The 23,508-nt window shown below is 65.9% G+C and carries 23 protein-coding genes; 17 read left to right on the plus strand and 6 right to left on the minus strand.

Going from position 1 to position 23,508, the window contains the following annotated elements; translation table 11 throughout:
• Nucleotides 1-5: 5 nt before the first annotated feature.
• Nucleotides 6-614 carry a glutathione transferase GstA gene (gstA, locus tag V3596_RS11855; protein WP_334277950.1) on the minus strand — a complete coding sequence of 203 codons (609 nt, stop codon included), beginning with the start codon at nucleotides 612-614 and terminating at the stop codon, nucleotides 6-8.
• 78 nt (nucleotides 615-692) lie between these two features.
• Here gstA and V3596_RS11860 point away from each other — a divergent pair, with 78 nt between their 5' ends.
• From V3596_RS11860 to V3596_RS11875, 4 genes are all read left to right on the plus strand, one after another.
• Nucleotides 693-1,154, plus strand: a complete 462-nt coding sequence (locus V3596_RS11860) for a MaoC family dehydratase (protein WP_334277951.1) — start codon at nucleotides 693-695, stop codon at nucleotides 1,152-1,154.
• A gap of 158 nt (nucleotides 1,155-1,312) precedes the next feature.
• Nucleotides 1,313-2,806 (plus strand): alpha/beta hydrolase, encoded by a 1,494-nt coding sequence (locus V3596_RS11865; protein ID WP_334277952.1) that lies wholly within the window; start codon nucleotides 1,313-1,315, stop codon nucleotides 2,804-2,806.
• On the plus strand, nucleotides 2,803-3,594 hold the full coding sequence (locus V3596_RS11870; protein WP_334277954.1) for an ABC transporter ATP-binding protein: 792 nt from the start codon (nucleotides 2,803-2,805) through the stop codon (nucleotides 3,592-3,594). Before V3596_RS11865 ends, V3596_RS11870 begins: the two co-directional genes overlap by 4 nt.
• Nucleotides 3,591-4,805 (plus strand): ABC transporter permease, encoded by a 1,215-nt coding sequence (locus V3596_RS11875; RefSeq protein ID WP_334277955.1) that lies wholly within the window; start codon nucleotides 3,591-3,593, stop codon nucleotides 4,803-4,805. The genes V3596_RS11870 and V3596_RS11875 overlap by 4 nt, the downstream gene beginning before the upstream one ends.
• Before the next feature lie 46 nt (nucleotides 4,806-4,851).
• Here V3596_RS11875 and V3596_RS11880 read toward each other — a convergent pair whose 3' ends face one another.
• Nucleotides 4,852-5,253 (minus strand): hypothetical protein, encoded by a 402-nt coding sequence (locus V3596_RS11880; RefSeq protein WP_334277956.1) that lies wholly within the window; start codon nucleotides 5,251-5,253, stop codon nucleotides 4,852-4,854.
• Between the two features lie 117 nt (nucleotides 5,254-5,370).
• Between V3596_RS11880 and V3596_RS11885 the strand changes: the two genes are divergently transcribed.
• The 4 genes from V3596_RS11885 to V3596_RS11900 all read left to right on the plus strand — a co-directional run bounded on the left by V3596_RS11885 (nucleotide 5,371) and on the right by V3596_RS11900 (nucleotide 9,782).
• Complete coding sequence (locus V3596_RS11885) at nucleotides 5,371-6,093, plus strand: helix-turn-helix transcriptional regulator (RefSeq protein ID WP_334277957.1); 723 nt, start codon at nucleotides 5,371-5,373, stop codon at nucleotides 6,091-6,093.
• Nucleotides 6,094-6,202: 109 nt separating this feature from the next.
• The gene (locus V3596_RS11890; RefSeq protein WP_334277958.1) at nucleotides 6,203-6,358 is read left to right on the plus strand and encodes a hypothetical protein; all 156 of its coding nucleotides are present in this window, start codon (nucleotides 6,203-6,205) and stop codon (nucleotides 6,356-6,358) included.
• A 66-nt stretch (nucleotides 6,359-6,424) separates the two neighbouring features.
• Complete coding sequence (locus V3596_RS11895) at nucleotides 6,425-7,672, plus strand: HlyD family secretion protein (RefSeq protein WP_334277959.1); 1,248 nt, start codon at nucleotides 6,425-6,427, stop codon at nucleotides 7,670-7,672.
• Nucleotides 7,665-9,782, plus strand: a complete 2,118-nt coding sequence (locus V3596_RS11900; RefSeq protein WP_334277960.1) for a peptidase domain-containing ABC transporter — start codon at nucleotides 7,665-7,667, stop codon at nucleotides 9,780-9,782. The genes V3596_RS11895 and V3596_RS11900 overlap by 8 nt, the downstream gene beginning before the upstream one ends.
• A gap of 12 nt (nucleotides 9,783-9,794) precedes the next feature.
• Here the strand turns inward: V3596_RS11900 and V3596_RS11905 are convergent, their stop codons facing one another.
• The gene (locus V3596_RS11905) at nucleotides 9,795-10,229 is read right to left on the minus strand and encodes a YciI family protein (protein ID WP_334277961.1); all 435 of its coding nucleotides are present in this window, start codon (nucleotides 10,227-10,229) and stop codon (nucleotides 9,795-9,797) included.
• Between the two features lie 74 nt (nucleotides 10,230-10,303).
• On the minus strand, nucleotides 10,304-10,585 hold the full coding sequence (locus tag V3596_RS11910) for a YkgJ family cysteine cluster protein (RefSeq protein ID WP_334277962.1): 282 nt from the start codon (nucleotides 10,583-10,585) through the stop codon (nucleotides 10,304-10,306).
• Nucleotides 10,586-10,697: 112 nt separating this feature from the next.
• On the opposite strand from V3596_RS11910, the gene mnmG reads away from it, so the two are divergent.
• The 4 genes from mnmG (at nucleotide 10,698) to V3596_RS11930 (ending at nucleotide 15,108) form a co-directional block, all read left to right on the plus strand.
• Nucleotides 10,698-12,677, plus strand: coding sequence for a tRNA uridine-5-carboxymethylaminomethyl(34) synthesis enzyme MnmG (gene mnmG, locus V3596_RS11915; protein ID WP_334277983.1), 1,980 nt, complete (start codon nucleotides 10,698-10,700; stop codon nucleotides 12,675-12,677).
• Between the two features lie 73 nt (nucleotides 12,678-12,750).
• A complete protein-coding gene (gene rsmG / locus V3596_RS11920; RefSeq protein WP_334277963.1) occupies nucleotides 12,751-13,497 on the plus strand; it encodes a 16S rRNA (guanine(527)-N(7))-methyltransferase RsmG in 747 nt (248 codons plus the stop codon).
• A gap of 63 nt (nucleotides 13,498-13,560) precedes the next feature.
• On the plus strand, nucleotides 13,561-14,328 hold the full coding sequence (locus V3596_RS11925; RefSeq protein WP_334277964.1) for a ParA family protein: 768 nt from the start codon (nucleotides 13,561-13,563) through the stop codon (nucleotides 14,326-14,328).
• A 15-nt stretch (nucleotides 14,329-14,343) separates the two neighbouring features.
• Nucleotides 14,344-15,108, plus strand: a complete 765-nt coding sequence (locus V3596_RS11930) for a GNAT family N-acetyltransferase (RefSeq protein ID WP_334277965.1) — start codon at nucleotides 14,344-14,346, stop codon at nucleotides 15,106-15,108.
• A 98-nt stretch (nucleotides 15,109-15,206) separates the two neighbouring features.
• On the opposite strand, the gene V3596_RS11935 is transcribed toward V3596_RS11930, so the two are convergent.
• The gene (locus tag V3596_RS11935) at nucleotides 15,207-15,644 is read right to left on the minus strand and encodes a GNAT family N-acetyltransferase (RefSeq protein ID WP_334277966.1); all 438 of its coding nucleotides are present in this window, start codon (nucleotides 15,642-15,644) and stop codon (nucleotides 15,207-15,209) included.
• The gene (gene argC / locus V3596_RS11940; RefSeq protein ID WP_334277967.1) at nucleotides 15,645-16,589 is read right to left on the minus strand and encodes an N-acetyl-gamma-glutamyl-phosphate reductase; all 945 of its coding nucleotides are present in this window, start codon (nucleotides 16,587-16,589) and stop codon (nucleotides 15,645-15,647) included.
• A 63-nt stretch (nucleotides 16,590-16,652) separates the two neighbouring features.
• Here argC and V3596_RS11945 point away from each other — a divergent pair, with 63 nt between their 5' ends.
• The 5 genes from V3596_RS11945 to V3596_RS11965 all read left to right on the plus strand — a co-directional run bounded on the left by V3596_RS11945 (nucleotide 16,653) and on the right by V3596_RS11965 (nucleotide 23,328).
• Nucleotides 16,653-17,192: an RBBP9/YdeN family alpha/beta hydrolase gene (locus tag V3596_RS11945; protein WP_334277968.1), complete on the plus strand. Its 540-nt coding sequence runs from the start codon at nucleotides 16,653-16,655 to the stop codon at nucleotides 17,190-17,192.
• A gap of 16 nt (nucleotides 17,193-17,208) precedes the next feature.
• Nucleotides 17,209-18,111, plus strand: a complete 903-nt coding sequence (locus V3596_RS11950; RefSeq protein ID WP_334277969.1) for a ParB/RepB/Spo0J family partition protein — start codon at nucleotides 17,209-17,211, stop codon at nucleotides 18,109-18,111.
• Between the two features lie 394 nt (nucleotides 18,112-18,505).
• Entirely contained in the window at nucleotides 18,506-20,428 is a 1,923-nt protein-coding gene (locus tag V3596_RS11955) for a PrkA family serine protein kinase (protein WP_334277970.1), read from the plus strand.
• An 18-nt stretch (nucleotides 20,429-20,446) separates the two neighbouring features.
• A complete protein-coding gene (locus V3596_RS11960; protein WP_334277971.1) occupies nucleotides 20,447-21,733 on the plus strand; it encodes a YeaH/YhbH family protein in 1,287 nt (428 codons plus the stop codon).
• Nucleotides 21,730-23,328 (plus strand): SpoVR family protein, encoded by a 1,599-nt coding sequence (locus V3596_RS11965; protein WP_416383978.1) that lies wholly within the window; start codon nucleotides 21,730-21,732, stop codon nucleotides 23,326-23,328. Before V3596_RS11960 ends, V3596_RS11965 begins: the two co-directional genes overlap by 4 nt.
• The last annotated feature ends 180 nt before the right edge of the window (nucleotides 23,329-23,508 follow it).

The following is a 23,508-nucleotide window of genomic DNA, read 5'->3' on the forward strand; positions in this document are numbered from 1 at the left end:
TTGATTTACTTCAGCAGGCCTTCGGCCTTCATCGCCTCGACCACGGCCGGGCGTGCGCCAACGCGCTCGCGGTAGGCGGCCAGCGAGGCCAGGCCCGTGATGTCCACGCCCACCAGCTTGGCCCAGTTGGTGACGGTGAACAGATAGGCATCGGCCACCGTGAATGTGTCGCCCATCAGGTACTGCTGGCCTTCCAGCTGCTCATCGACCCAGCTCAGGCGCTCGATCAGCTTGGCGCGCGAGATGGCCTTGGATTCTTCCGGCACGGCCGGGTTGAACAGGGGCGAGAAGCCCTTGTGCAGCTCGCTGGTGACGAAGTTCAGCCACTCCTGCAGACGGTAGCGCGGCCAGGTGCCATTGGCCGGGGCGAGGTTCTTGGCCGGCACCTGGTCGGCGATGTATTGCACGATGGCCGGGCCTTCGGTCAGGCGCTCGCCGTTGTCCAGCTCCAGCACGGGCACCGAGCCCTTGGCATTGATGGCGTAGAAGTCGCTGCCGTCCTGCAGCTTCTTGGTCTTGGTGCTGGCCAGCAGCAGTTCGACCGGCAGGCCGGCCTCGCGCAGCACGATGTGCGGGGACAGGGAACAGGCGCCGGGGCTGTAATAGAGCTTCATCGTCAGGGCTTTCAGGGTGGACAAAGGCGAAACCATACGGCTGAATGAATGCCCTTGCAGAACCACCCGGAACCCGCCATGCCACGCTATGCCTTCGAAGATTTCCCGGTCGGTTTCGAGCTCGACTGCGGCAGCTGCCTTGTCGACCGCGAGGAGGGCCAGCGCTTCGCAGCCGCCTATGACCCGCAACCCCTGCACCTGGACGAGGAGGCCGCGAATGCCTCGGTGCTCGGCGGTCTTTCGGTCAGCGGCTGGCACACCTGCGCCATGGTGATGCGGCTGATGTGCGATGCCTACCTGCTGGACTCGACCAGCCAGGGCTCGCCCGGCATCGACAAGCTGCGCTGGCTCAAACCGGTGCGTCCCGGCGACACCCTGAGTGTGCGCATGGTGGTGCGGGAGGCCCGCGCCAGCCAGAGCCGGCCGGCCATCGGCCTGGTGCGCTCCGAATGGCAGGTGCGCAATCAGCGGGGCGAGCCGGTACTGACCATGGAAGGCTGGGGCATGTTCGGCCGCCGCGAGGCGGGCAACGACAGCTGATCAATCGAGCCAGCCCGCCATTCGCGCAGCAAGCCAGCCATTCGGCCGGGCGATCCCGCCATTCAGCGCCGGCTTCGGCCAACTGCCGCAAACACCCATGGGCGGCCGACGAGCGCTGCTGATAATCCGCCCCGTTCCAACCTAGCGAGGAGAACGGTGTGAATCAGCAACCGTACAAGAAGAGAAGAAACGCCGGACGGGCCCTGCTCGCCGCCGGGGCCCTGATGGCCCTGGCCGCGGCAGCGCAGGCCGCCGACAGCGCCCCCACCAAAGCCTGCCGCATCGCCGGCGTGGCCAATGAGCTGCAATGCGGCAGTGTCAAGCGCCCGCTCGACCCGGCCAAGCCGGACGGCACGCAGATCGACGTTCACTACGTCGTCGTGCCGGCCCTGGCCCGCAACAAGCTGACCGACCCGGTGCTGTTCCTGGCCGGCGGCCCGGGCCAGAGCGCGATCAACATCGCGCCCATGGTGTTGAACCGCCTCTCCCGCATGAACAACCGCCGCGACCTGGTCTTCGTCGACCAGCGCGGCACCGGACGCTCCGCGCCGCTGGAATGCCCTGACGACCGCCATCTGAGCGCCGCCGAGTCGGCCGACCCGGCACGGCAGCTGCAGCGCATCGAGCAGTGCCGCGACAGCCTCGCCAAATTGCCGCACGGCGACATGCGCTTCTACACGACCACCATCGCCATGCAGGACATGGACGCCGTGCGCCAACAGCTCGGCGCACCCAGCTGGAACGTGATCGGCGGCTCCTACGGCACGCGCGCCGCGCTGGAGCTGCAGCGCCAGTTCCCGCAGCAGGTGCGCCGCATGGTGATCGATGGCGTGGCGCCGCCCGACATGACCCTGCCGGCCAGCTTCTCCACCGATGGCCAGGCCGCACTCGAAGCCGCTCTGAACGCCTGCGAGAAGGATGCCGCCTGCAGCAAGAGCTTCCCGAACCTGCGCCAGCAATGGACCGCGCTGCTGGCCAGCCTGCCGCGCCAGATCAGCGTCACCAACCCGCGCACCGGCCTGCCCGAGCGCTTCGAGCTGAGCCGCCGCATGCTGCTGTCAGCCGTGCGCCTGCCGCTCTACAACCCGGCCAGTGCGGCCGCCCTGCCCGCTGCAATCTCGGCTGCCGCCGAAGGACGCTTTGAAGGCCTGATGGGCCTCGTTGGCGGCGGCGGTTCGCGCAAGAGCCAGTTGGCCATGGGCATGCACTTCTCTGTGGTCTGCGCCGAGGACTATCCGCGCCTGGCCTCCGCCACCGACAAGCCCGGCGCCGACTTCGGCGACAGCGACGCGCAGTACTACCGCGCCGTCTGCAAGAACTGGCCGCAGGGCCAGGTGCCGGCCGAGTTCTTCCAGGTCAAGGCCTCGCCGGCACCCGCCCTGGTGCTGAGCGGCGGTGCCGATCCGGTGACACCGCCGCGCCATGGCGAACGCATCACCAAGGCCCTGGGTCCGAATGCCGTGCATGTGGTCGTGGCCGAGGCCGGCCACGGCGTGATGAGCTTGGGCTGCATGCGCGACGTGCTGTTCCGCTTCATCGACGCCAAGGAAGACGCTGCGGCGCTGAAGGTCGATGCCAGCTGCGCCGCCAAGATACCGCGCCCGACCGCCTTCCTGCCCATTCCCGCCGAGCGGAGCGAAAGCAAAAAATGATCAAGATCGAACAGCTTCACAAGAGCTTCAGCGTCAAGGCAACGGGCGGCGGCATGTCGCTGTCGTTCAAGAAGGCGCCAAAGCAAGTCATCAAGGCCGTGCAAGGCATCAACGTGGAAGCCGCCGACGGCCGCATCACCGGCCTCCTGGGCCCCAACGGCGCCGGCAAGACCACCACCTTGCGCATGCTCGGCGGCCTGTTCAAGCCGGACTCCGGCAGCATCACCGTGGACGGCCTGCCCACCGGCCAGGCAGCACTCGCCCGCATGGGCATCCTGAGCGATGCGCATGGCCTGTACCCGAGGCTCTCGGCGCGCGAGAACATCGTCTACTACGGGCGCCTGCAAGGCATGAGCCGGGATGCCGCCAACCAGCGTGCCGAGCAGCTCGCCGAGATGCTGGACATGAAGCCGCTGCTGGAACGCCGCACCGACGGCTTCAGCCAGGGCGAACGCATGAAGACATCGCTGGCCCGCGCCCTGGTGCATGACCCGGCCAACATCGTGCTGGACGAGCCCACCAACGGCCTCGACGTGCTGGCCACGCGCTCATTGCGCGAGACGCTGCGCCATCTGCGCTCGCCTGCGGGCGGCGCCAAGTGCATCGTCTTTTCGACACACATCATGCAAGAGGTCGAGCTGCTGTGCGACCGCGTGATCATCGTCTCCGCCGGCCGCAGCGTGGCCGAGGGCTCGGTGGAAGAACTGCTGGCGCAAGCCGGTGAGAGCCGCTTCGAAGACGCCTTCGTCAAGCTGGCCTTTGCGAACAAAGAGGGAGTTGCCGCATGAGCACGACCACCATGAACAACATCGCCCACCGCATCACGCATGGCATCCGCAGCGCCGCCTGGGTGGTGTTCCTGAAGGAACTGGTCGACGCGACGCGCGACCGCCGCACGCTGGCCCGCATCCTGATTCCGGCCGTGGTGATGGGCCCCTTGATGCTGCTGATGATGACCGGCCTCATCGCTTCCTTCGAGGAGCGCGCCGAGCGACGCGAGATCACCGTCGTCGGCATCGAACATGCGCCGACGCTGCGCAACTACCTGGAACGCCAGACCTACACCATCAAGGAAGCGCCGGCCGACTACGAGGCCCAGCTGCGCAACAGCAAGCTGCTGGAGCCCGTGCTGGTGATCCCCAAGAACTTCGAGCAGGAACTGCTGGAAGGCGACAAGCCAGCGCTCGAAGTGGTGTCGGACGGTGCCAACCAGCGTGCCAGTGCCGGCGCGCGGGTGGTGCAGCGCCTCTTGAGCGGCTTCGCCCAGGAACGGGCAGGTCTGACGCTCGCCTTGCGCGGCGTGCCGGGAGACCTGCTGCAACCGGTGGAGGTGCAGGAGCGCGATCTCGCCAACCCGCAGGCCCGCGCGTCCAACCTGACCAGCATGGTGCCGATGTTCATCATGATGGCCGTGCTCTACGGCTGCATGACGGCCGCGCTGGACAGCACCGCCGGTGAGCGCGAACGCGGCTCGCTGGAGCCGCTGATGATGAACCCCATCCACCCGATTGCCACGGTGCTCGGCAAGTGGGGCGCGGTGGCGCTGATGGGCATGGCCGTGGCCTTGCTGGCCGACCTGAGCTTCGTACCGGCGCAGATGTTGATCAAGAGCGACAGCCTGCAGGCGATGTTCAGCTTCGGCCCGCGTGAGGTGCTGGCTTTCCTGCTCCTGCAGCTGCCGCTGGCGGCGGGTATCGGTGCTCTCTTGATGGCGCTGGCGATCCGCTCCAAGACCTTCAAGGAAGCGCAAGCCAGCAGCGCCCTGGTGATGACGGTGGTGAGCCTGGCGCCGATGGTCAGCATCTTCAATCCGGGCGGCGAAGCCGCCTGGTACCTGTGGCTGCCGGGCCTGGCCCAGAACACGCTGATGATGGAAGTGCTCAAGGGCGAAACGCCGGCCCTGTGGCGCCTGATTCAGCCGGCCCTGGTCGGCATCGCGCTGACTGCCGTCTGCCTCTGGGATGTGGCCCGCTCGATGCGCTCCGCCGTTGCCCGATGAGATGGTGAGCCCCTCGTCCAAGGAGTACCTTGGACGGTCCGCAAATTCATGCAAGTGAAGTGACGGGTGCCTTTAGGCCGGCCTGCAGCGCGCGCTGCACCTGGTCCTGCCAGGGCAGCCCGTGCACCACGCCGTTGAGCTCCAGGGCCAGCTCCATCGGCGCCAGCACCTCGCCGTCTTCGTTGAGCAGCTGGATGTTGCTGACCAGGGCCATCGGATCGGCCAGGGCCACCATGCCCGGCGGCTGGCTGACCCAGTCCCAGGCAACGCCCGCCGCCGATTCCCCCGAGCGGCTCAGCCACAGCGTCTGGCCGCTTGACGGTCGTCGGCCGGCGCCGGCCACCAGCACTTGGGTGCTTAGGTGCGCGAATTGCAGACCGGACAAGGCCTCCACGGCGCACAAAATGCGCGGCCAGGCGTACACAATCCAGGCAGGGTTCGTCGACATCTGGTCTCGATGGGCTGGGGGCGCCGGTGGCGCCGTGGCCGCGAGTGTGCGGCGACGGCGCGATGGCGCCAGCTGTAAACCTTGTCAGGGGGGCGCCGGGCGCCGCAGTATCCCGTTATGAGGTCAATGCTTCAGGGGCGCTTCCAGGCCGTGCTCGGGGCCGAGAGCCAGCCCGAGTTCCGCGCCGAGATCGAGCGTTTCACGCATTCGCTGGATTTCCAGACCTTCTCGGCCATGACCGTGGTCGATCATGCGCTGGGCAAACCTGAATTCATCGTCCTCGACAACTGCCCCACGGGCTTTGCCGAAGCCATGCACAACCCGCAGCTGGGCCTGCAGGACCCGGTGATGCAGCATTGCAAGCGCTACAGCGTGCCCATCGTCTGGGACCAGCAGACCTATGTCGGCGGCGGCAACCCCGATCTGTGGGACGCGCAGGCCAGCTTCGGCTACCGCACCGGCATCTGCCTGGCCCTGCACCTGCCCGAGGGGCGGCATTTCCTGCTGGGCGTGGACCGCGACCAGCCACTGCCGGAAGACCCGGCCTACGTCACCCGCATGGTGGCGGACCTGCAATTGTTCGCCGTCCATGCCCTGGACACGGCCCTGCGCGTGCAGCTGCCGCCCGAGCAGCAGCTGGAGCGCCCGCACCTGACCCCGCGCGAGCTGGAGGTGCTACGCTGGACCATGGATGGCAAGACCGCCTGGGAAGTCGGCGCCATCCTCGGCATCACCGAGCGGACGGCGGTGCTGCACCTGAGCAATGCCGGCCAGAAGCTGGGCTGCAACAACAAGCACCAGACGGTGCTCAAGGCCCTGCGCCTGGGCCTGATCCGCTGATCGGCTGTGCCCGCGCCGGGCAAGCTGTAAGAGTTGACAGTTATGGGCCCGGCCACCCGCTGCTGCAATGAGGCTGTGCATCCCGCACGAGTCCATTGGAGTAACGGCCATGAACCAGCCCGAGACTTTCGACTTCTGCCCGCAAGCCGACGAACCTGTCGAAATTGATCCGCAGCTCTTGAAGCTGATCAGTGGCGGTGACGGCGAAGGCGACGGCGGCACGCCTCCGCCGCCTCCCGGAGATGCTCCGAAGGGCACCTGGTAAGCCAGCCTTTTCGGTACCCAACAACACATCGCTGTCATCACCGCCGGTCTTAGTGCCGGCAAAGCAATGTTATTCAGAACCGAAGCGCTGTCCGCACAAGACCATCAATGGCTCGGCAGCGCCCAGGTTCAGCAGTCTCTGCAACTCAAGGCGCTCACGGTCCTGGCTGTGAGCGCCGTTTTCTTGGCGGCCGGTTTTCTCTTCATCGGCGAGTACACCCGCAAGGCACGGGTCACCGGGCACCTGATTCCGGTCGGCGGCGTGCAGCCGCTGAACTCCCCTCAAGCCGCCCTGCTCCTGCAGCGCCTGGTGGAGGAAGGCCAGGCCGTCAAGGCGGGCGATGCGCTCTTTGTCCTCAGCCTGGACAGCGCCAGCGAAGGCAGCGGCGAAGGCGTGGCCCGCAGCCTGCTGCTACGCCAGCGCTCGCTGGCTGAGACGGCCGAACAGCAGAAGGCGCTTTTGCAGCGCCAGCGCGAAGACCTCGGCCTGCGCAGCCAGGCCGTGCAGCGCGAGATCGAGCAACTGCAGCAGGCCGAAAAGCTGCAGGGCGAAAGGCTCGCGCTGGCACGCCAGAGCTTGTCGCGGCATGTTGCCCTGGAGCGCGAGCAATTCGTGTCGGCCGCCCAGGTCCAGAACAAGCGAGAGGAGGTGCTCGGCCTGCAGGTCCAGCAGCAGGACTTGCAGCGCCAGCGTGAAGGCCTGCAACGAGAGCTGCTCGGCCTGCAGGCCCGAGGCCGTGAACTGCCGCTGGAGTCGGCCGCGCGCCAGGGCCAGATCGAGAGGGAACGCTCCGAACTGCAGGCCCTGGGGCTGGAGGCCGAGGCCCGGCGCCGGCTGATCGTGCGCGCGCCGGCCGATGGCGTGCTGAGCACGGTGCAAGCCGAACCCGGCCAACCTGTCGCCGCTGGTTCCCGCCTGGCCACCGTGCTGCCGCGCGACGCCACGATGCTGGCCCATCTCTATGCGCCGTCCAGCGCCATCGGCTTCGTGCATCCGCAGCAGCAAGTGCAATTGCGCTACCAGGCCTTCCCGTACCAGAAGTTCGGCCATCAGCGAGGCAGGGTCTTGCAGGTGTCGCGCACGCCCTTGTCGGCGCAGGAGCTGGCCCAACTCTCGCTGCCGGCGGGTGCGGGCGGGCATAGCGAGCCGCTGTACCGGATTACCGTCGCCCTGGAGCGTCAGTCTGTTCCAGCATTTGGCAAAGAGCAGGCACTCACTGCCGGCATGCAACTCGATGCCGATGTGCTGCTTGAGAAGCGCAAGCTGATCGAGTGGATCTTCGAGCCGCTGCTGGCTTTGGGCCGCCGTGTCTGAGCCGCTGCTCTCGCAACTGCAGTGGGGCAAGCGCCGCCGCCTGCCCCTGCTCTTGCAGACCGAAGCTGCGGAATGCGGCCTCGCCTGCCTGGCCATGGTGGCCGGCGCGCATGGCCATCAGGTCGGCCTGGCCGAGCTGCGGGCGCGGTTTTCCGTCTCGCTCAAAGGCAGCACCGCCGCCGACATCGTGCGAATGGCCGATGGCCTGGGCCTTGCCTGCCGCGCCCTGCGGGCCGAACCCAAGCATCTTGCGCGCCTGCAGCTGCCCTGCATCCTGCATTGGGACTTCAAGCATTTCATCGTGCTGGCCGAGGTGAACGGCGACCAGGTCGTCGTGCACGACCCGGCCCATGGCCGCCGCACCATGCCGATGGCGGAACTGTCGCGCCACTTCACCGGCATTGCCTTGGAGCTGCGGCCGGGCGCCGATTTCCAGACCCGCGCCGCCGCCCCGGCACCCAGCCTGCGCCAGCTGCTCGGCCGGGTGAGCGGCCTGCGCCGCGCGATGGGCCAGGCCCTGGTGCTGGCGCTGGCGCTGGAGCTGCTGGTCCTGCTCTCGCCCTTCCTGCTGCAATGGGTGGTGGACGGCGTGCTTGTTGGTGCCGACCGCGACCTGCTGGTCACGCTGGGCCTGGGCTTCGGCCTGCTCGTGCTGCTGCAAGTCGCGGTGGGCGCCCTGCGTTCCTGGGCGGTGCTGGCGATGTCGGCCAGCCTCAATCTGCAGTGGCTCAGCAATGTCTTCGCCCATCTCCTGCGGCTGCCGCAGGCCTGGTTCGACAAGCGCTCGCTGGGTGAGATCTGGTCGCGCTTTGGCAGCGTGCAGCAGATCCAACGCACGCTGACGACGCGCTTCGTCGAGGCCGTGCTGGACGGCCTGATGGTGATCGTGACGCTGGCCATGATGTGGCTGTACAGCCCGCGCCTGAGCCTCGTTGCCCTGCTGGCTGTGGCCGGCTATGGCGCGCTGCGCTGGGCTTTCTATGCGCCCTTGAAGGAAGCGACCGAGGAGCAGCTGGTGCACGAGGCCAAGCAGAACGGCTTTTTCGTCGAGTCGCTGCGCGGCGCGCCGGCAATCAAGCTCTTCAATGCCGAACCGGCCCGCAGCGCGCGCTTCTCCAACCTGGTCGTGGAGCAGATGAACGCCTCGCTCAGCATGCGCCGGCTGGAGCTGTGGATGGGCGTCTCGCACAAGCTCCTGTTCGGGCTGGAGCGCGTGGCCATCGTCTGCCTCGGTGCCTGGCTGGTGCTGGAGCGTGAGCTGTCGGTGGGCATGCTGTTCGCCTACCTCGCCTACAAGGAGCAGTTCAGCAACCGCCTCGCCGGCCTGATAGACAAGGGCGTGGAGCTGGCGATGCTGAAGCTGCAGGGCCAGCGCCTGGCCGACATCGTGCTGAGCGCGCCCGAGCAACGTGGCCCCGCCCTGCCCCTGGCTGCCGGCGCCACGCTGGAGCTGCGCGAGGTCTCGTTCCGCTATGCCGATGGCGAGCCGGAGGTCATCAAGCGCTGCTCGTTCAGCATTGCGCCCGGCGAGTCGGTCGCTCTGGTGGGGCCTTCAGGCTGTGGCAAGACCACGCTGATGAAACTGATGCTGGGCATGCACGAGCCGCAATCCGGCCAGGTGCTGGTCGGCGGCCAGCCGCTCGCCAAACTGGGCCTGCAGAGCTGGCGTTCGGCCGTGGGCACGGTCATGCAGGACGACCAGCTCTTCGCCGGCAGCATTGCCGACAACATCAGCTTCTTCGAGCCGGGCGCCGACTCTGCCTGGGTGCGTGAATGCGCACGACTGGCCTGCGTGGACGAAGACATCGAGGCGCTGCCGATGGCCTACCAGAGCCTGGTCAGCGACATGGGCAGCAGCCTCTCCGGCGGCCAACGCCAGCGCATCCTGCTGGCGCGCGCGCTCTACAAGCGGCCGCAGTTTCTCTTGCTGGACGAAGCGACCAGCGCATTGGATGTCGAACGCGAGCGCTTGCTCAATGCCTCGCTGCGGCAATTGCCGCTCACAAAAATCGTTATTGCCCACCGGCCCGAAACCATCGCGGCGGCACAGCGGGTGATCGCCTTGCAGGGCGGCCGGGTAGCGCAGGACCTGCGCAGCCTGTCGGCTTGAGTCGGTTGGCAGCTAGCGCGACTGCCAGGCAGAAGCGCTCCAGTTCGGCGCCGCTTCATTGATCAGCTGGAGGATCTCGGGCGGCAGGTCGCCTGCGCCGGTCAATTGACGGACTTCCAGGATGTCGTCCGCACCAAAGCCGGAGGGCGCCCGCAAGGCCCACTTGATGGCCTCTTCCAGCGAAGGCACGTCGATCAGGTAGAAGCCGCCGACCAGCTCCTTGGACTCGGCGAATGGGCCGTCCACCACATAGCGCTTGCCCTTGGCCACCGCGATGCGGGCACCGGGCGCTGCGGGGTTCAGGCCTTCGGAGGCCACCAGCACGCCGGCCTGATGCATCTCCTCGTTGAAGCGCATATAGGCCTTGAACAGCGCCTCATCGAAGCCTGGTTGCGGCTCGCTCGGATCTTTCTCGGGGTTCGGCTGTGCGGTGATGATGAAGCGCATGACTGGTCTCCAGATGTCTTGTGGCTCGATACAGCGACGACGAACAGCTGCCCTGCGAATCGACTGGCTTCGCTTCACGGGCAGAGCGCAGGGCCGCTCCCTCGGGGAGCCGTTTCCTTTTCCATCCAGCCCAGCCAGCGCATCGCCTGCTCGCGGCTTTCGCCGCACATCATCTCGCCGGGCTGCAAAGAGCCGCAGACAGCAGGCCGCTCCGGGCGGCCGAAGATCTTGCAGCGGTCTTCATCGTCGAGCTGGATGCAGCGCACGCCCGCCGGCTTTCCCTGGGGCATGCCAGGGATGGGCGAGCTGATCGACGGGGCGATGCAGCAGGCGGCGCAATGATCACGGCATTCCATCGCGAGATTGTCGCTGCCGGCCTTGCCCCCGGCCGTGACTTATCCACAGCCGCCCCGTAAAATTCAGGGTTTGCCCGCGCCCACTTCCTGGCGCAATTTCGAGGCGCTCTTGATGCTCTATCCCAAGGAATTCGACGTCATCGTGGTGGGTGGCGGCCATGCCGGCACCGAGGCCGCACTGGCCGCTGCGCGCATGGGCGCCAGCACGCTGCTGCTGACGCACAACATCGAGACCCTGGGCCAGATGAGCTGCAACCCGTCCATCGGCGGCATCGGCAAGGGTCATCTGGTGAAGGAGGTTGATGCGCTGGGCGGCGCAATGGCCGCAGCCACCGATGAATCGGGCATCCAGTTCCGCATCCTCAATGGCTCCAAGGGCCCGGCCGTGCGTGCCACCCGCGCCCAGGCCGACCGCATCCTCTACAAGGCCGCCATCCGACATCGCCTGGAAAGCCAGCCGAACCTGATGCTGTTCCAGCAGGCGGTGGACGATCTGATGGTGGAGGGCGACCGCGTGGTCGGTGCCGTCACGCAAAGTGGGATTCAGTTCCGCGCCCGCGCCGTGGTGCTGACCGCCGGCACCTTCCTCGATGGCCGCATCCATATCGGCCTGCAGAACTACAGTGCCGGCCGGGCGGGTGATCCTCCGGCGGTGTCGCTGTCGGGCCGCCTGAAGGAACTGAAGCTGCCGCAGGGCCGGCTCAAGACCGGCACGCCGCCGCGCATCGACGGCCGCACGATCGACTTCTCCAAGTGTGAAGAGCAGCCCGGGGATCTGAGTCCAGTGCCGGTGTTCAGCTTCATGGGCAACGCTGCCCAGCATCCGAAGCAAGTGCCCTGCTGGATCACCCACACCTCGGCCCGCACGCACGAGATCATCCGCTCGGGCTTCGAGCGCAGCCCCATGTTCACCGGTGTGATCGAGGGCGTCGGTCCGCGCTACTGCCCGTCCATCGAAGACAAGGTCAACCGCTTCGCCGACAAGGACTCGCACCAGATCTTCCTCGAACCCGAAGGCCTGACCACGCACGAGTTCTACCCGAACGGCATCTCCACCTCCCTGCCCTTCGACATCCAGCTCGCTGCGGTGCGCTCGATTCCCGGCCTGGAGCACGCGCACATCCTGCGGCCCGGCTATGCCATCGAATACGACTACTTCGACCCGCGTGAGCTGAAGTCCAGCTTCGAAACCCGCGCCATCCAGGGCCTGTTCTTTGCCGGCCAGATCAATGGCACGACCGGCTATGAAGAGGCGGCGGCCCAAGGTCTGTTCGCCGGCATGAATGCCGCGCTGCAGGTGCAGGGCAAGCAGGCCTGGCTGCCGGCGCGCGACCAGGCCTACCTCGGCGTGCTGGTAGACGACCTGATCACCAAGGGTGTGACCGAGCCCTACCGCATGTTCACCAGCCGGGCCGAGTTCCGCCTCCAGCTGCGCGAAGACAATGCCGACGCCCGCCTGACCGAAGTCGGCCGTCAGCTGGGCCTGGTGGACGACGCCCGCTGGGACGCATTCAACCGCAAGCGCGATGCTGTTTCACGTGAAACAGAGAAGCTGAAGTCCACGTTTGTGCACCCCGGCATCCTGCCGGCGGCGGATGCCGAGCGCCTCGTGGGCAAAGCCTTGGAGCGCGAATACACCTTCGTCGACCTGCTTCGCCGGCCCGGCGTGGTGTTCGACACGCTGGCCGAAGTGGCCGCCATTGCCCGGCCAGAGCTTGGCGTTTCGCGCGCCGCACTGCATGAGGAGCTGGGCCAGACCCTGGCCGACGCGGTGATCGAGCAGATCGAGACCAGCACCAAATACGCCGGCTACATCAACAAGCAGGTTGATGATGTGGCTCGCGCCGCGCACTTCGAGCACCTGAAGCTGCCCGACGAGCTGGACTACGGCCAGGTTACCGCCCTCTCCTTCGAAGTCCGGCAGAAGCTCGGCAAGCACCGGCCCGAGACCTTGGGCCAGGCTTCGCGCATCTCGGGCGTGACCCCGGCGGCAATCTCGCTGCTCCTGGTCCACCTGAAAAAGGGTCGCTTCAAGGGCTTCTTCGACACGCCCACCACCGCCTCCAACGACGATACGAACGCTGCCGCATGAGCTCCGCCCGGCCGCCCGTAGGGGCTCATTTCCGCTTGGCGGAACGGCGCGCAGCGCCAAAGGTGCACAACACATGACAGATGCCAACCCCTTGCGCCAACCGCTGGCAGCGGCCGCGCAGACGCTGGGCCTGAGCCTCAGCGACAGCCAGCTGGACCAACTCCTCAACTACCTGGGACTGATCCAGAAGTGGAACAAGGTCTACAACCTGACCGCCGTGCGCGACCCGCAGGCCATGCTGGTCCAGCATCTGGTGGACAGTTTGAGCCTCTTGCCTGCGCTGCGTCGGCATGCCGCTGGCAAGCCCTCAAGCCCTTCGCAGGGCTGCTCCCAAGAAGGGCCTGGCTCCCTCGGGGGGCAGGCTGCGTACTCGCAGACGGGGGGCTCACATCTCAGATTGATGGACGTCGGCAGCGGCGGCGGATTGCCGGGTGTGGTTGTCGCCATCTGCGAGCCGACCATCGACGTGACCTGCGTCGACGCGGTCGCCAAGAAGGCCACCTTCATCAAGCAAGTGGCCGCCGAACTGGGTCTGAAGAACCTGCATGGCGAGCACTCGCGGGTCGAACAGCTGAGCGCTGCCCCCTTCGACCTGATCACCTCACGCGCCTTCGCCTCGCTGCTGGACTTCACGACGCTGACTCGGCAACACCTGAAGCCGGGCGCAATCTGGTTGGCCATGAAGGGCCAACACCCCGCAGACGAGCTGGCCGCCCTGCAGAACCAAGCACAGGACCTCGACGTGTTTCACGTGGAACAACTGCTGGTACCGGGCCTGGATGCGCAGCGCTGTCTCATCTGGATCAAACCCCGCGTGTGATTCCGGATTTCGGTCCCGCTGCGGCGGGCTACCATCGCGCCTGACTAGAAAAGAACTAAACCCATGGCCAAGATCTTCTGCATTGCCAATCAAAAGGGCGGGGTCGGCAAGACCACCACCACCGTCAACCTGGCCGCCGGCCTGGCCCAGGTCGGACAGCGCGTGCTGGTGGTGGACCTGGACCCGCAGGGCAATGCAACCATGGGCTCGGGCATCGACAAGCGCAAGCTGGAGCTGAGCGTCTATGACGTGCTGCTGGAGTCGGCCTCCATCGCCGAAGCCAAGACCCGCAATGACAAGGTCGGCTACGACGTGCTGGGCGCCAACCGCGAATTGGCCGGCGCCGAGGTCGAACTGGTGGAGCTGGAGCGTCGGGAGAAGCGCCTCAAGCTCGCACTGCAGGCCGCCAACGACGACTATGACTTCGTCCTGATCGACTGCCCGCCCTCTCTCTCGATGCTGACCCTGAACGGCCTGTGCTCGGCACACGGCGTGGTCGTACCCATGCAGTGCGAGTACTTCGCGCTGGAAGGCCTGTCCGATCTGGTCAACACGATCAAGCAGGTGCATGCCAACCTGAACCCGGACCTGGAAATCATCGGCCTGCTGCGCGTGATGTTCGATCCGCGCATCACCCTGCAGCAGCAGGTCAGCGAACAGCTGAAGGCCCACTTCGGCGAGAAGGTGTTCGACACCGTGATCCCACGCAATGTGCGCCTGGCCGAGGCGCCGAGCTACGGCCTGCCGGGCGTGGTGTTCGACCCGGCGTCCAAGGGCGCCCAAGCCTTCGTCGAGTTCGCGCGCGAGATGGTGCGCCGGCTGGGCAAGTAGATCCTGGCCCTGTCGATGACCCAGCTCAGCGCCCTCGCCCGCCGTGCGGAGGCTGCGGGCCTGAACGCCAGTGCGCCGCCGCAGGAAGCCGAGATCGACGGATGGCTCTTGCGCCTCTCGCCCGGCAAGGCGAAGCGGTCGCGCTGCGTCAACGCACTGGCCGAAGGACGGCTGCCGCTGAACCAGCTGCTGGAGCGCTGCGGCCAGGTGTTCGCCAAGTCCGGCCTGCCCCTGATCATCCGCATCACGCCCTTCAGCCAGCCGGCCGACCTGGACCAGCGGCTGCAGAACCTGGGCTGGTTCGAGTTCGACTGGGCGGACGTGATGGTGCGGACCACACTCGACGAACTGCCCTCCACACCTGGCCTGCGCGCCATGGATGGCGACCGCTATGCAGCAACCGTGGGCCAGCTGCGCGGCTCCAGTCAGGTCGCCATCGAGGCCCATGCCGAGCGCATGCGCCATGCACCTCGGCCCTACCAGGGCTTCATCCTGGAAGGGGCTGCAGGTGAGCTTCTCGCGCTCGGCCAGATCGTGGTCGAGGATGACATCGTCGGCCTGTTCGACATCTTCACGCCGCCCGAGCAACGCGGGCAAGGCCACGCGCTGACCCTCTGCGCGGCGCTGCTGAAAGAAGCGCGCCGCCAGGGCGCCTACCAGGCCTATCTGCAGGTGGGCACCGACAACGCCGTCGCCAAGCGGCTCTATGCCCGGCTCGGGTTCGAGTTCGCCTACCGCTATCACTACCGAAGCAAGGACCCGGCCGCCGCAGCCGACTGAAGAGCGCAGCAGCGCTGCCCCTGACAGCGGCCCAAAACGCTCACACTTACGCTGTTATTACATCGCCAACAGCGCAACGGGGCGCACAACCCCCATGCTCAGTCGCGGGGCTTCCAGACCTTGATCAGGATGTGGCGGGTGAAGCCCGGCAGGTAGTCGTGCACATGGGTCACGCACGTGAAGCCCAGGCTCTCGAACCATTCGGCCGTGCGGTCCGACAGCGTCTCGACCAGGGCATCAAGGCAACCCAGGCGCAAGGCCTCGGCTTCGGCGCGGCGCATCACCGCCGTGCCGAGACCACGGCCGCGCCATTCGTCCTCGACCCAGACCTGGTCGATGAAGAGGCGGCGCAGTTCCGTGTGGCCGGTCAGGCCGGCCACCAGGGCCTCGCCATCGCCTTCATAGAGCCCCAGCGAGAACGCCTGTGGCTGCCCGCCCATGGCATGGGCCTGGCGGTAGGCGTACTCACCTTCGGCGACGCGCTCGGCGTCTTCGGCTGACAGCCCGAGCTGCCAGCGCCGGTTCTCAGCGCTCACTCAAAGCCCCAGTGCTTCGTCCACGCCCAGGTGCACGTTCATGCTCTGGACTGCGGCACCGCTGGCGCCCTTGCCCAGGTTGTCCAGGCGAGCCATCACCAGGGCTTGGGTGTCGCTAGCGAACACGAACAGGTCGACCCGGTTCGTGTCGTTGCAGGCCTGCACATCGAAAGCGCCTTCGGCCAGCGTCTCGGCGTCGCGCAGCGGCATCACGCGGATGAAGCGCTCGCCTTCGTAGTGCTGGCTCAAGGCCGCATGCAGGTCTTCGGCCCTGGCACCGGCGCGCAACTGGCTCAGGTGCAGCGGCACGGTCACGGCCAGGCCCTTGTAGAAGTTGCCGACGATGGGCATGAACACGGGCGCGGTCCTGAGGCCCGTGTGGGCCATCATCTCGGGCAGGTGCTTGTGCTGCAGGCTCAAGGCGTATGGGCGTGGCGACGTCAGCTTGGGCTCACTTGCCGTTTCGTATTGGGCAATCATCGACTTGCCACCACCCGAGTAGCCGGTGATCGAGGTGGCGCTGACCAGGGCATCGGGCGAGAGCAGGCCGGCATCGACCAGCGGGCGCACCGCCAGGATGAAGGCGCTGGCATGGCAGCCCGGGTTGGCGATGCGCTTGGCGGCGCGGATCTTCTCGCGCTGAGCCGGTGCCAGCTCGGGCAGGCCGAAGGCCCAGCCGGGCACCGTGCGGTGGGCCGTGCTGGCGTCGATCAGGCAGGTGTTGGGGTTCGTGATCATGGCCGCCGCTTCGCGCGAGGCGGCGTCCGGCAGGCACAGGAAGGCCACGTCGGCGGCGTTCAGCAAGCGGGCGCGTTCGGCCGGGTCCTTGCGCTTGTCGGCGTCGATCTTCAGGACCTCGATGTCACTGCGCTGGGCCAGGTACTCGTTGATGCGCAGGCCGGTCGTGCCCTCCTGGCCATCCACATACACCGCGAACTTCGTCATCCCGCTCTCCAGCACAATTCAATCAGTCAATCAAAGAAGAATGCGAAGCATAAGGCCAAGAAGATGTCCGACTCCCTGCGTGTGTTGATACTGCCCGGCTGGCAGAACTCCGGTGCCGAGCATTGGCAAAGTCACTGGGAACAGCGCTACGGCGATGAGCGCGTGGAGCAGGACGACTGGCTCTGGCCCCGGCGCGGCGACTGGATGGCCCAGCTCGACGAGGCGCTGCTCGCAGACAAGCGCCCCGCTCTCCTGGTGGCCCACAGCCTGGGCTGCCATCTGGTGGCGGGCTGGGCCGGGCATTCGCAGCACACCGGCCGCGTGATCGGCGCCCTGCTGGTGGCGCCACCCGACACCGAGCGCGAAGACTTCCCGCCGCAATTGCACAACTGGCGCCAACCGCGTCTGGGCCGGCTGCCGTTTCCAAGCATCGCGGTACTGAGCAGCAACGACCCCTACGGCGCCCTGGAGCGCACCACGGCGCTGGCCACGGCCTGGGGTGCCACGGTCGTCCACGCCGGCCCGCGCGGGCACCTGAACAGCGAATCCGGCCTGGGCGTCTGGCCCGAGGGTCGCGCCCTGCTCGATCAACTGCGCCCGTAAGGGACAATCGCCCCCTATGGTCACGAAAAAACCCAAAGGCCTCGGCCTCGGTCTGGAAGCCCTGCTGGGCCCCAAGGTCAGCGATACCCCTGCCGCCGCGCGCGATGGCGAACCCAGCACGCTGAAGCTGGAATGGCTGCAGGCGGGCAAATACCAGCCGCGCACGCGCATGGACGAGGGCTCGCTTTACGAGCTGGCCGAGAGCATCAAGGGCCAGGGCATCATGCAGCCCATCCTGGTGCGCCCGATCAAGCCGAACGGCGATGCGCGTTACGAGATCATCGCCGGCGAACGGCGCTTCCGCGCCGCCAAGCTGGCAGGCCTGCGCGAGGTGCCGGTGCTGGTCAAGGCCGTGCCGGACGAAGCTGCTGCCGCCATGGCCCTGATCGAGAACATCCAGCGCGAAGACCTGAATCCGCTGGAAGAAGCGCAGGGCCTGCAGCGCCTGGTGAACGAATTCCATCTGACGCATGAGCAGGCCGCGCAGGCCGTCGGCCGCTCGCGCAGCGCCGCCAGCAATCTCTTGCGTCTGCTGCAACTGGCTGAGCCGGTACAGAACATGCTGATGGCCGGCGACATCGACATGGGCCATGCCCGCGCGCTGCTGCCACTGGACGGTGCTCACCAGATCACCTCCGCCACCGAGATCGCCGCCAAGAAGCTGAGCGTGCGCGAGGCCGAGAAGCTGGTGCAGCGCCAGCAAGGTGCCGCGCGCCAGACGCCGCTGCTGCGTGTGAAGAGCAGCAAGAGCCGCGACGTGCTGCGCCTGGAAGAAGAGCTGTCAGACCTGCTGGCGGCCCAGGTCGAGATCCATGTCAAGAAGCGCACCAAGCGCGGCGAGCAGGGCGAAGTGAGCATCCAGTTCGGTTCGCTCGACGAGTTGAACGGCCTGATCGACAAGCTGCGCGGTCCGCAGTAATTTCTGCTCGGATCCTGATGTGAGAAAGGCCGTGCCTCATGCACGGCTTTTTTCTTTGTGGATCTGTAAAGCAGCTTGCAGCATGCATCATCGTTGCCGCAACATCACCCCATGAACAGGTGCCAGGTCTTGCCATCGCAGACGGGGCTTGTTCGGCGTAGCATGATGTCAACGCAAGACGGATTGAAGATGTTGAAGGGCTTAGCTCAGGCTTTTCAGATCATCAGTTCGACGCCTGTGAACGAAGCTTGAATCGAGCCCCCGCGCTGACGCGGAAAGCTCTGATGACGCCCCCCGCCCCGCCGGGGTTCGAGGACGCCATCAGAACTTCCCAGACGACGCCGGATGCACCTGCTGCCCGACGCCGCCCCACGGTTTGCCCCTGGAGGTCAGCATGGACGTGATCAAGAACTTCACCGCCCGCTACGAGCGCACCAAGGTCGAGGAACTCACGCTCGAGGAATACCTCGCGGAGTGCAAGAACAACCCGCTGGCCTATGCCACCGCCGCCGAGCGCATGCTGCAAGCGATTGGCGAGCCGCAGATGGTGGACACCCGCAACGACCAGCGCCTCTCGCGGCTCTTCGCCAACAAGACGATCAAGATCTATCCCGCCTTCGCCGAGTTCTTCGGCATGGAAGACGCGATCGAGCAGGTCGTCAGTTACTTCCGGCATGCCGCGCAAGGCCTGGAAGAGAAAAAGCAGATCCTCTATCTGCTGGGGCCCGTGGGCGGCGGCAAGAGCTCCATCGCCGAGCGGCTCAAGCAGCTGATGGAGCAGGTGCCCTTCTATGCACTGGCGGGTTCGCCGGTGAATGAAACCCCGCTGGGCCTCTTTGACGCGGCCGAGGACGGCCCCGCATTGGAGCGCGAGTACGGCATACCGCGCCGCTACCTCAATCGCATCCTGAGCCCCTGGGCCGTCAAGCGGCTCGATGAATACGGCGGCGACATCCGCCGCTTCAAGGTCGTGAAGCGCTACCCCAGCGTCCTGAAGCAGGTGGGCGTGGCCAAGACAGAACCGGGCGATGAAAACAACCAGGACATCTCCAGCCTCGTGGGCAAGGTCGACATCCGAAAGCTAGAAACCTATGCACAGGACGACCCGGACGCCTACAGCTACAGCGGCGGCCTGTGCCTGGCGAACCAGGGCCTGCTGGAGTTCGTGGAGATGTTCAAGGCGCCGATCAAGGTCTTGCATCCGCTGCTGACAGCCACGCAGGAAGGCAACTACAAGGGCACCGAAGGTTTCGGCGCCATTCCGTTCGACGGCATCGTGCTGGCCCACAGCAATGAGAGCGAGTGGAAGACCTTCCGCAACAACAAGAACAACGAAGCCTTCCTGGACCGCATCTACATCGTCAAGGTGCCCTACTGCCTGCGCGTCAGCGAGGAAGTGAAGATCTACGAGAAGCTGATCCGCGGCTCCTCGCTGGCCCAGGCCAAGTGCGCGCCAGGAACACTGAAGATGATGAGCCAGTTCGCCATCCTCACGCGCCTGAAGGAGCCCGAGAACAGCTCGCTGTATTCCAAGATGCAGATCTACGACGGCGAGAACCTGAAGGACACCGACCCGCGCGCCAAGAGCTACCAGGAGTACCGCGACTACGCCGGCGTGGATGAAGGCATGACGGGCATCTCCACCCGCTTTGCGTACAAGATCATCTCCAAGGTCTTCAACTTCGACAGCGCCGAAGTCGCGGCCAACCCGGTGCACCTGATGTATGTGCTGGAGCAGCAGATCGAGCGCGAGCAGTTCCCGGCCGAGACCGAGCAGAAGTACGTCGGCTTCATCAAGGAGGCCCTGGCGCCGCGCTATGCGGAGTTCATCGGCAAGGAAATTCAAACCGCCTATCTGGAAAGTTATTCAGAGTACGGCCAGAACATCTTTGATCGTTATGTGACCTATGCCGACTACTGGATCCAGGACCAGGAATACCGCGACACCGACACCGGCGAGGTCTTCGACCGCTCGGCCCTGAACGGCGAGCTGGAGAAAATCGAGAAGCCGGCTGGCATCAGCAACCCGAAAGACTTCCGCAACGAGATCGTCAACTTCGTCCTGCGGGCCCGCGCCAGCAACAATGGCAAGAACCCGAGCTGGACCAGCTACGAGAAGCTGCGCACGGTGATCGAGAAGAAGATGTTCTCCAACACCGAGGAGCTGCTACCGGTGATCAGCTTCAATGCCAAGGCCAGCGCGGATGAGGCCAAGAAGCATGAGAACTTCGTCCAGCGCATGGTGGACAAGGGCTACACGGCCAAGCAGGTTCGGCTGCTGTGTGAATGGTATTTGCGCGTCCGCAAGAGTTCCTGAGCACGGGGCCCTTCCTTCATGTCGCTACAGCAGATCATCGACCGGCGGCTCTCGGGCAAGAACAAGTCCGTGGGCAACCGCGAGCGCTTCCTGCGCCGCCACAAGGAGCAGATCCGCGAGGCGGTGCGTCGCGCGGTGGATGGCCGCGGCATCCGTGACATGGAGCGCGGCGAGGACGTGCACATCCCGAAGAAAGACCTGAGCGAGCCGGTGTTCGGCCACGGCGAGGGCGGCGTGCGCGAGGTGGTGCGCCCCGGCAACACCGAGCACGTGAAGGGCGACCGCGTGGGCAAGCCCCGGGGCGGCCAGGGCGGCGGCGGCGGCAGCCAGGCCAGCGATTCCGGCGAGGGCGACGATGACTTCGTCTTCCACCTCAGCAAGGAAGAATTCATGCAGGTCTTCTTCGAGGACCTGGCCCTGCCCAACCTCGCCCGCACCACGCTGGCCGACACGCCCGAGTACAAGACCCACCGCGCCGGCTATGTGTCAGACGGCACGCCTACCAATCTGCATGTGGTGCGCTCGATGCGCGGCGCCTTGGGCCGCCGCATTGCGCTGGGCATGGACAAGCGCCGCGAGCTGCATGAGCTGGAAGAGCGCCTGGCCCTGCTGCTCAAGCATGAAGACCTCGGCAAGCCCGAGGTTCAGCTGGCATTGAAGGAAACCGAGGATCGCATCGCCGAGCTGAAGCGGCGCATCGAGCTGATCCCTTTCCTCGACCCCATCGACCTGCGTTTTCGCAACCGCGTGCGCGTGCCGGTGCCGACCACGCGGGCCGTGATGTTCTGCCTGATGGACGTCTCGGGCTCCATGGACGAGAGCCGCAAGGACCTGGCCAAGCGTTTCTTCATCCTGCTCTACCTGTTCCTGACCCGGCATTACGAGAAGATCGACGTCGTCTTCATCCGCCACCACACGCAGGCGCAGGAGGTGGACGAACAGAACTTCTTCCACGCCACCGAGACCGGCGGCACGGTCGTGTCGTCAGCCCTGGTGCTGATGGAGCAGGTCATCCGCGAGCGCTACCCGCCGAGCGAATGGAATATCTACGGTGCCCAGGCCAGCGATGGCGACAACTGGCACCACGACAGTGGCAAGTGCCGCGAGATCCTGGCCAACCAGCTCCTGCCCTTGTGCCGCTACTTTGCCTATGTGCAGGTTGCAGAAGCCGAGCAGAACCTCTGGGAGGAGTACGGCAAGCTCGTCGAGGAGGTGCCGCACTTCGCGATGCGCAAGGCGGTCGAGGTGGCGCAGATCTACCCGGTATTCCGCGACCTCTTTCGCAAGGAGGGAGCGAAAACATGAGCAGCCCCGAGAACCGCCGCAACATCGGCATCGCCCACATCGGCGACGAGTATGGTGGCCGTCGCCGTCCGCCGCCGCTGAAGGAGATGAAGCCGCTTCTCAAGCGCCCCGAACATCCCCTGCCCGCGCCCAGCGACTGGACCTTCGAGTTGATCGACGAGTATCACGACGTGATACGTGCCACGGCCGAGCGCTATGGCCTCGAGACCTACCCCAACCAGCTTGAGGTCATCACCGCCGAGCAGATGATGGATGCCTATGCATCGGTGGGCATGCCGGTGAATTACCGGCACTGGAGCTATGGCAAGGAGTTCATCGCCACCGAGCGCAACTACAAGCGCGGCCAGATGGGACTTGCCTACGAGATCGTCATCAACTCCGATCCCTGCATCGCCTACCTGATGGAAGAGAACACCATGGCCATGCAGGCTCTGGTGATTGCGCACGCCTGCTACGGCCACAACAGCTTCTTCAAAGGCAATTACCTGTTCCGCATGTGGACCGATGCCTCCAGCATCATCGACTACCTGGTCTACGCCAAGAACTTCGTGGCCGAATGCGAGCAGCGCGAGGGCCTTGACGCGGTGGAGCAGTTGCTCGACTCCTGCCATGCCTTGATGAACCACGGCGTGGACCGCTACCGCCGCCCGGCCAAGCTCTCACTGGCCCAGGAGCGCGCGCGCTTGCATGATCGGGAGGCGCATGCACAGCAACAGGTGAATGATCTCTGGCGCACCCTGCCGCGCGGCAAGGACAAGGCCGAAGAAGGCCGCGAGGCGCGCCGCTTCCCGGATGAACCACAGGAGAACCTGCTGTACTTCATCGAGAAGAACGCGCCGCTGCTGGAGCCCTGGCAGCGAGAGATCGTGCGCATCGTCCGCAAGATCGCGCAGTACTTCTATCCGCAGCGCCAGACCCAGGTGATGAACGAGGGCTGGGCCACCTTCTGGCATCACCGCCTCTTGAACACCATGTACGACGACGGCTACCTGACCGACGGCATGATGATCGAATGGCTGAAGTCGCACACCAATGTGATCGCGCAGCAGCCCATGGTCAATCTGAATCCGTATGCGCTGGGCTTTGCGATGTACACCGACATCAAGCGCATCTGCGAGGCGCCGACCGAGGAAGACCGGCTGTGGTTCCCGGACATCGCCGGCGCCGACTGGCTGCCCACGCTGAACCATGCGATGCGCAACTTCAAGGACGAGAGTTTCATCGGACAGTACCTGAGCCCGCGGCTGATGCGCGAGTTCCGCCTGTTCTCCATCGTCGACGACGAGGCCGAAGACGAATACGAGATCTCCGCCATCCACGACGAAGCGGGCTATAAGCATGTGCGCCAGGCGCTGGCACGCCAGTACGACCTGTCAACGCGCGAGCCCAATATCCAGGTCTGGAACGTGAACCTACGCGGCGACCGATCACTGACGCTGCGCCATACCCAGCACATGAACCGGCCCTTGCACGAGAGCGGCCAGGAAGTGCTCAAGCATGTGGCGCGGCTGTGGGGCTTTGGCGTGCACCTGGAGAGCGTCAACGACAAGGGCGACACGACCAAGCGTTGGTCGGTGCCCGCGCCACCCCATTAGCTGTAGCTGCAAGTGGCACGTTGCAGACGTTCGCCTTCTACTTCTTGGAAAGTACGGCGAAGATCAGGCCGCCAGCGGGCACCCCTTCGCTCCTGTCCCCCGTCACCGGCCTGCGGCCGGCGCCTCCTCCTTTACCTCGCTGCGGGGCACCCACTGCCGTCCTGCTCCGCACCACCGTGG

This window comes from Roseateles microcysteis (genome assembly GCF_036880965.1).
Lineage (GTDB): Bacteria > Pseudomonadota > Gammaproteobacteria > Burkholderiales > Burkholderiaceae_C > JAUASW01.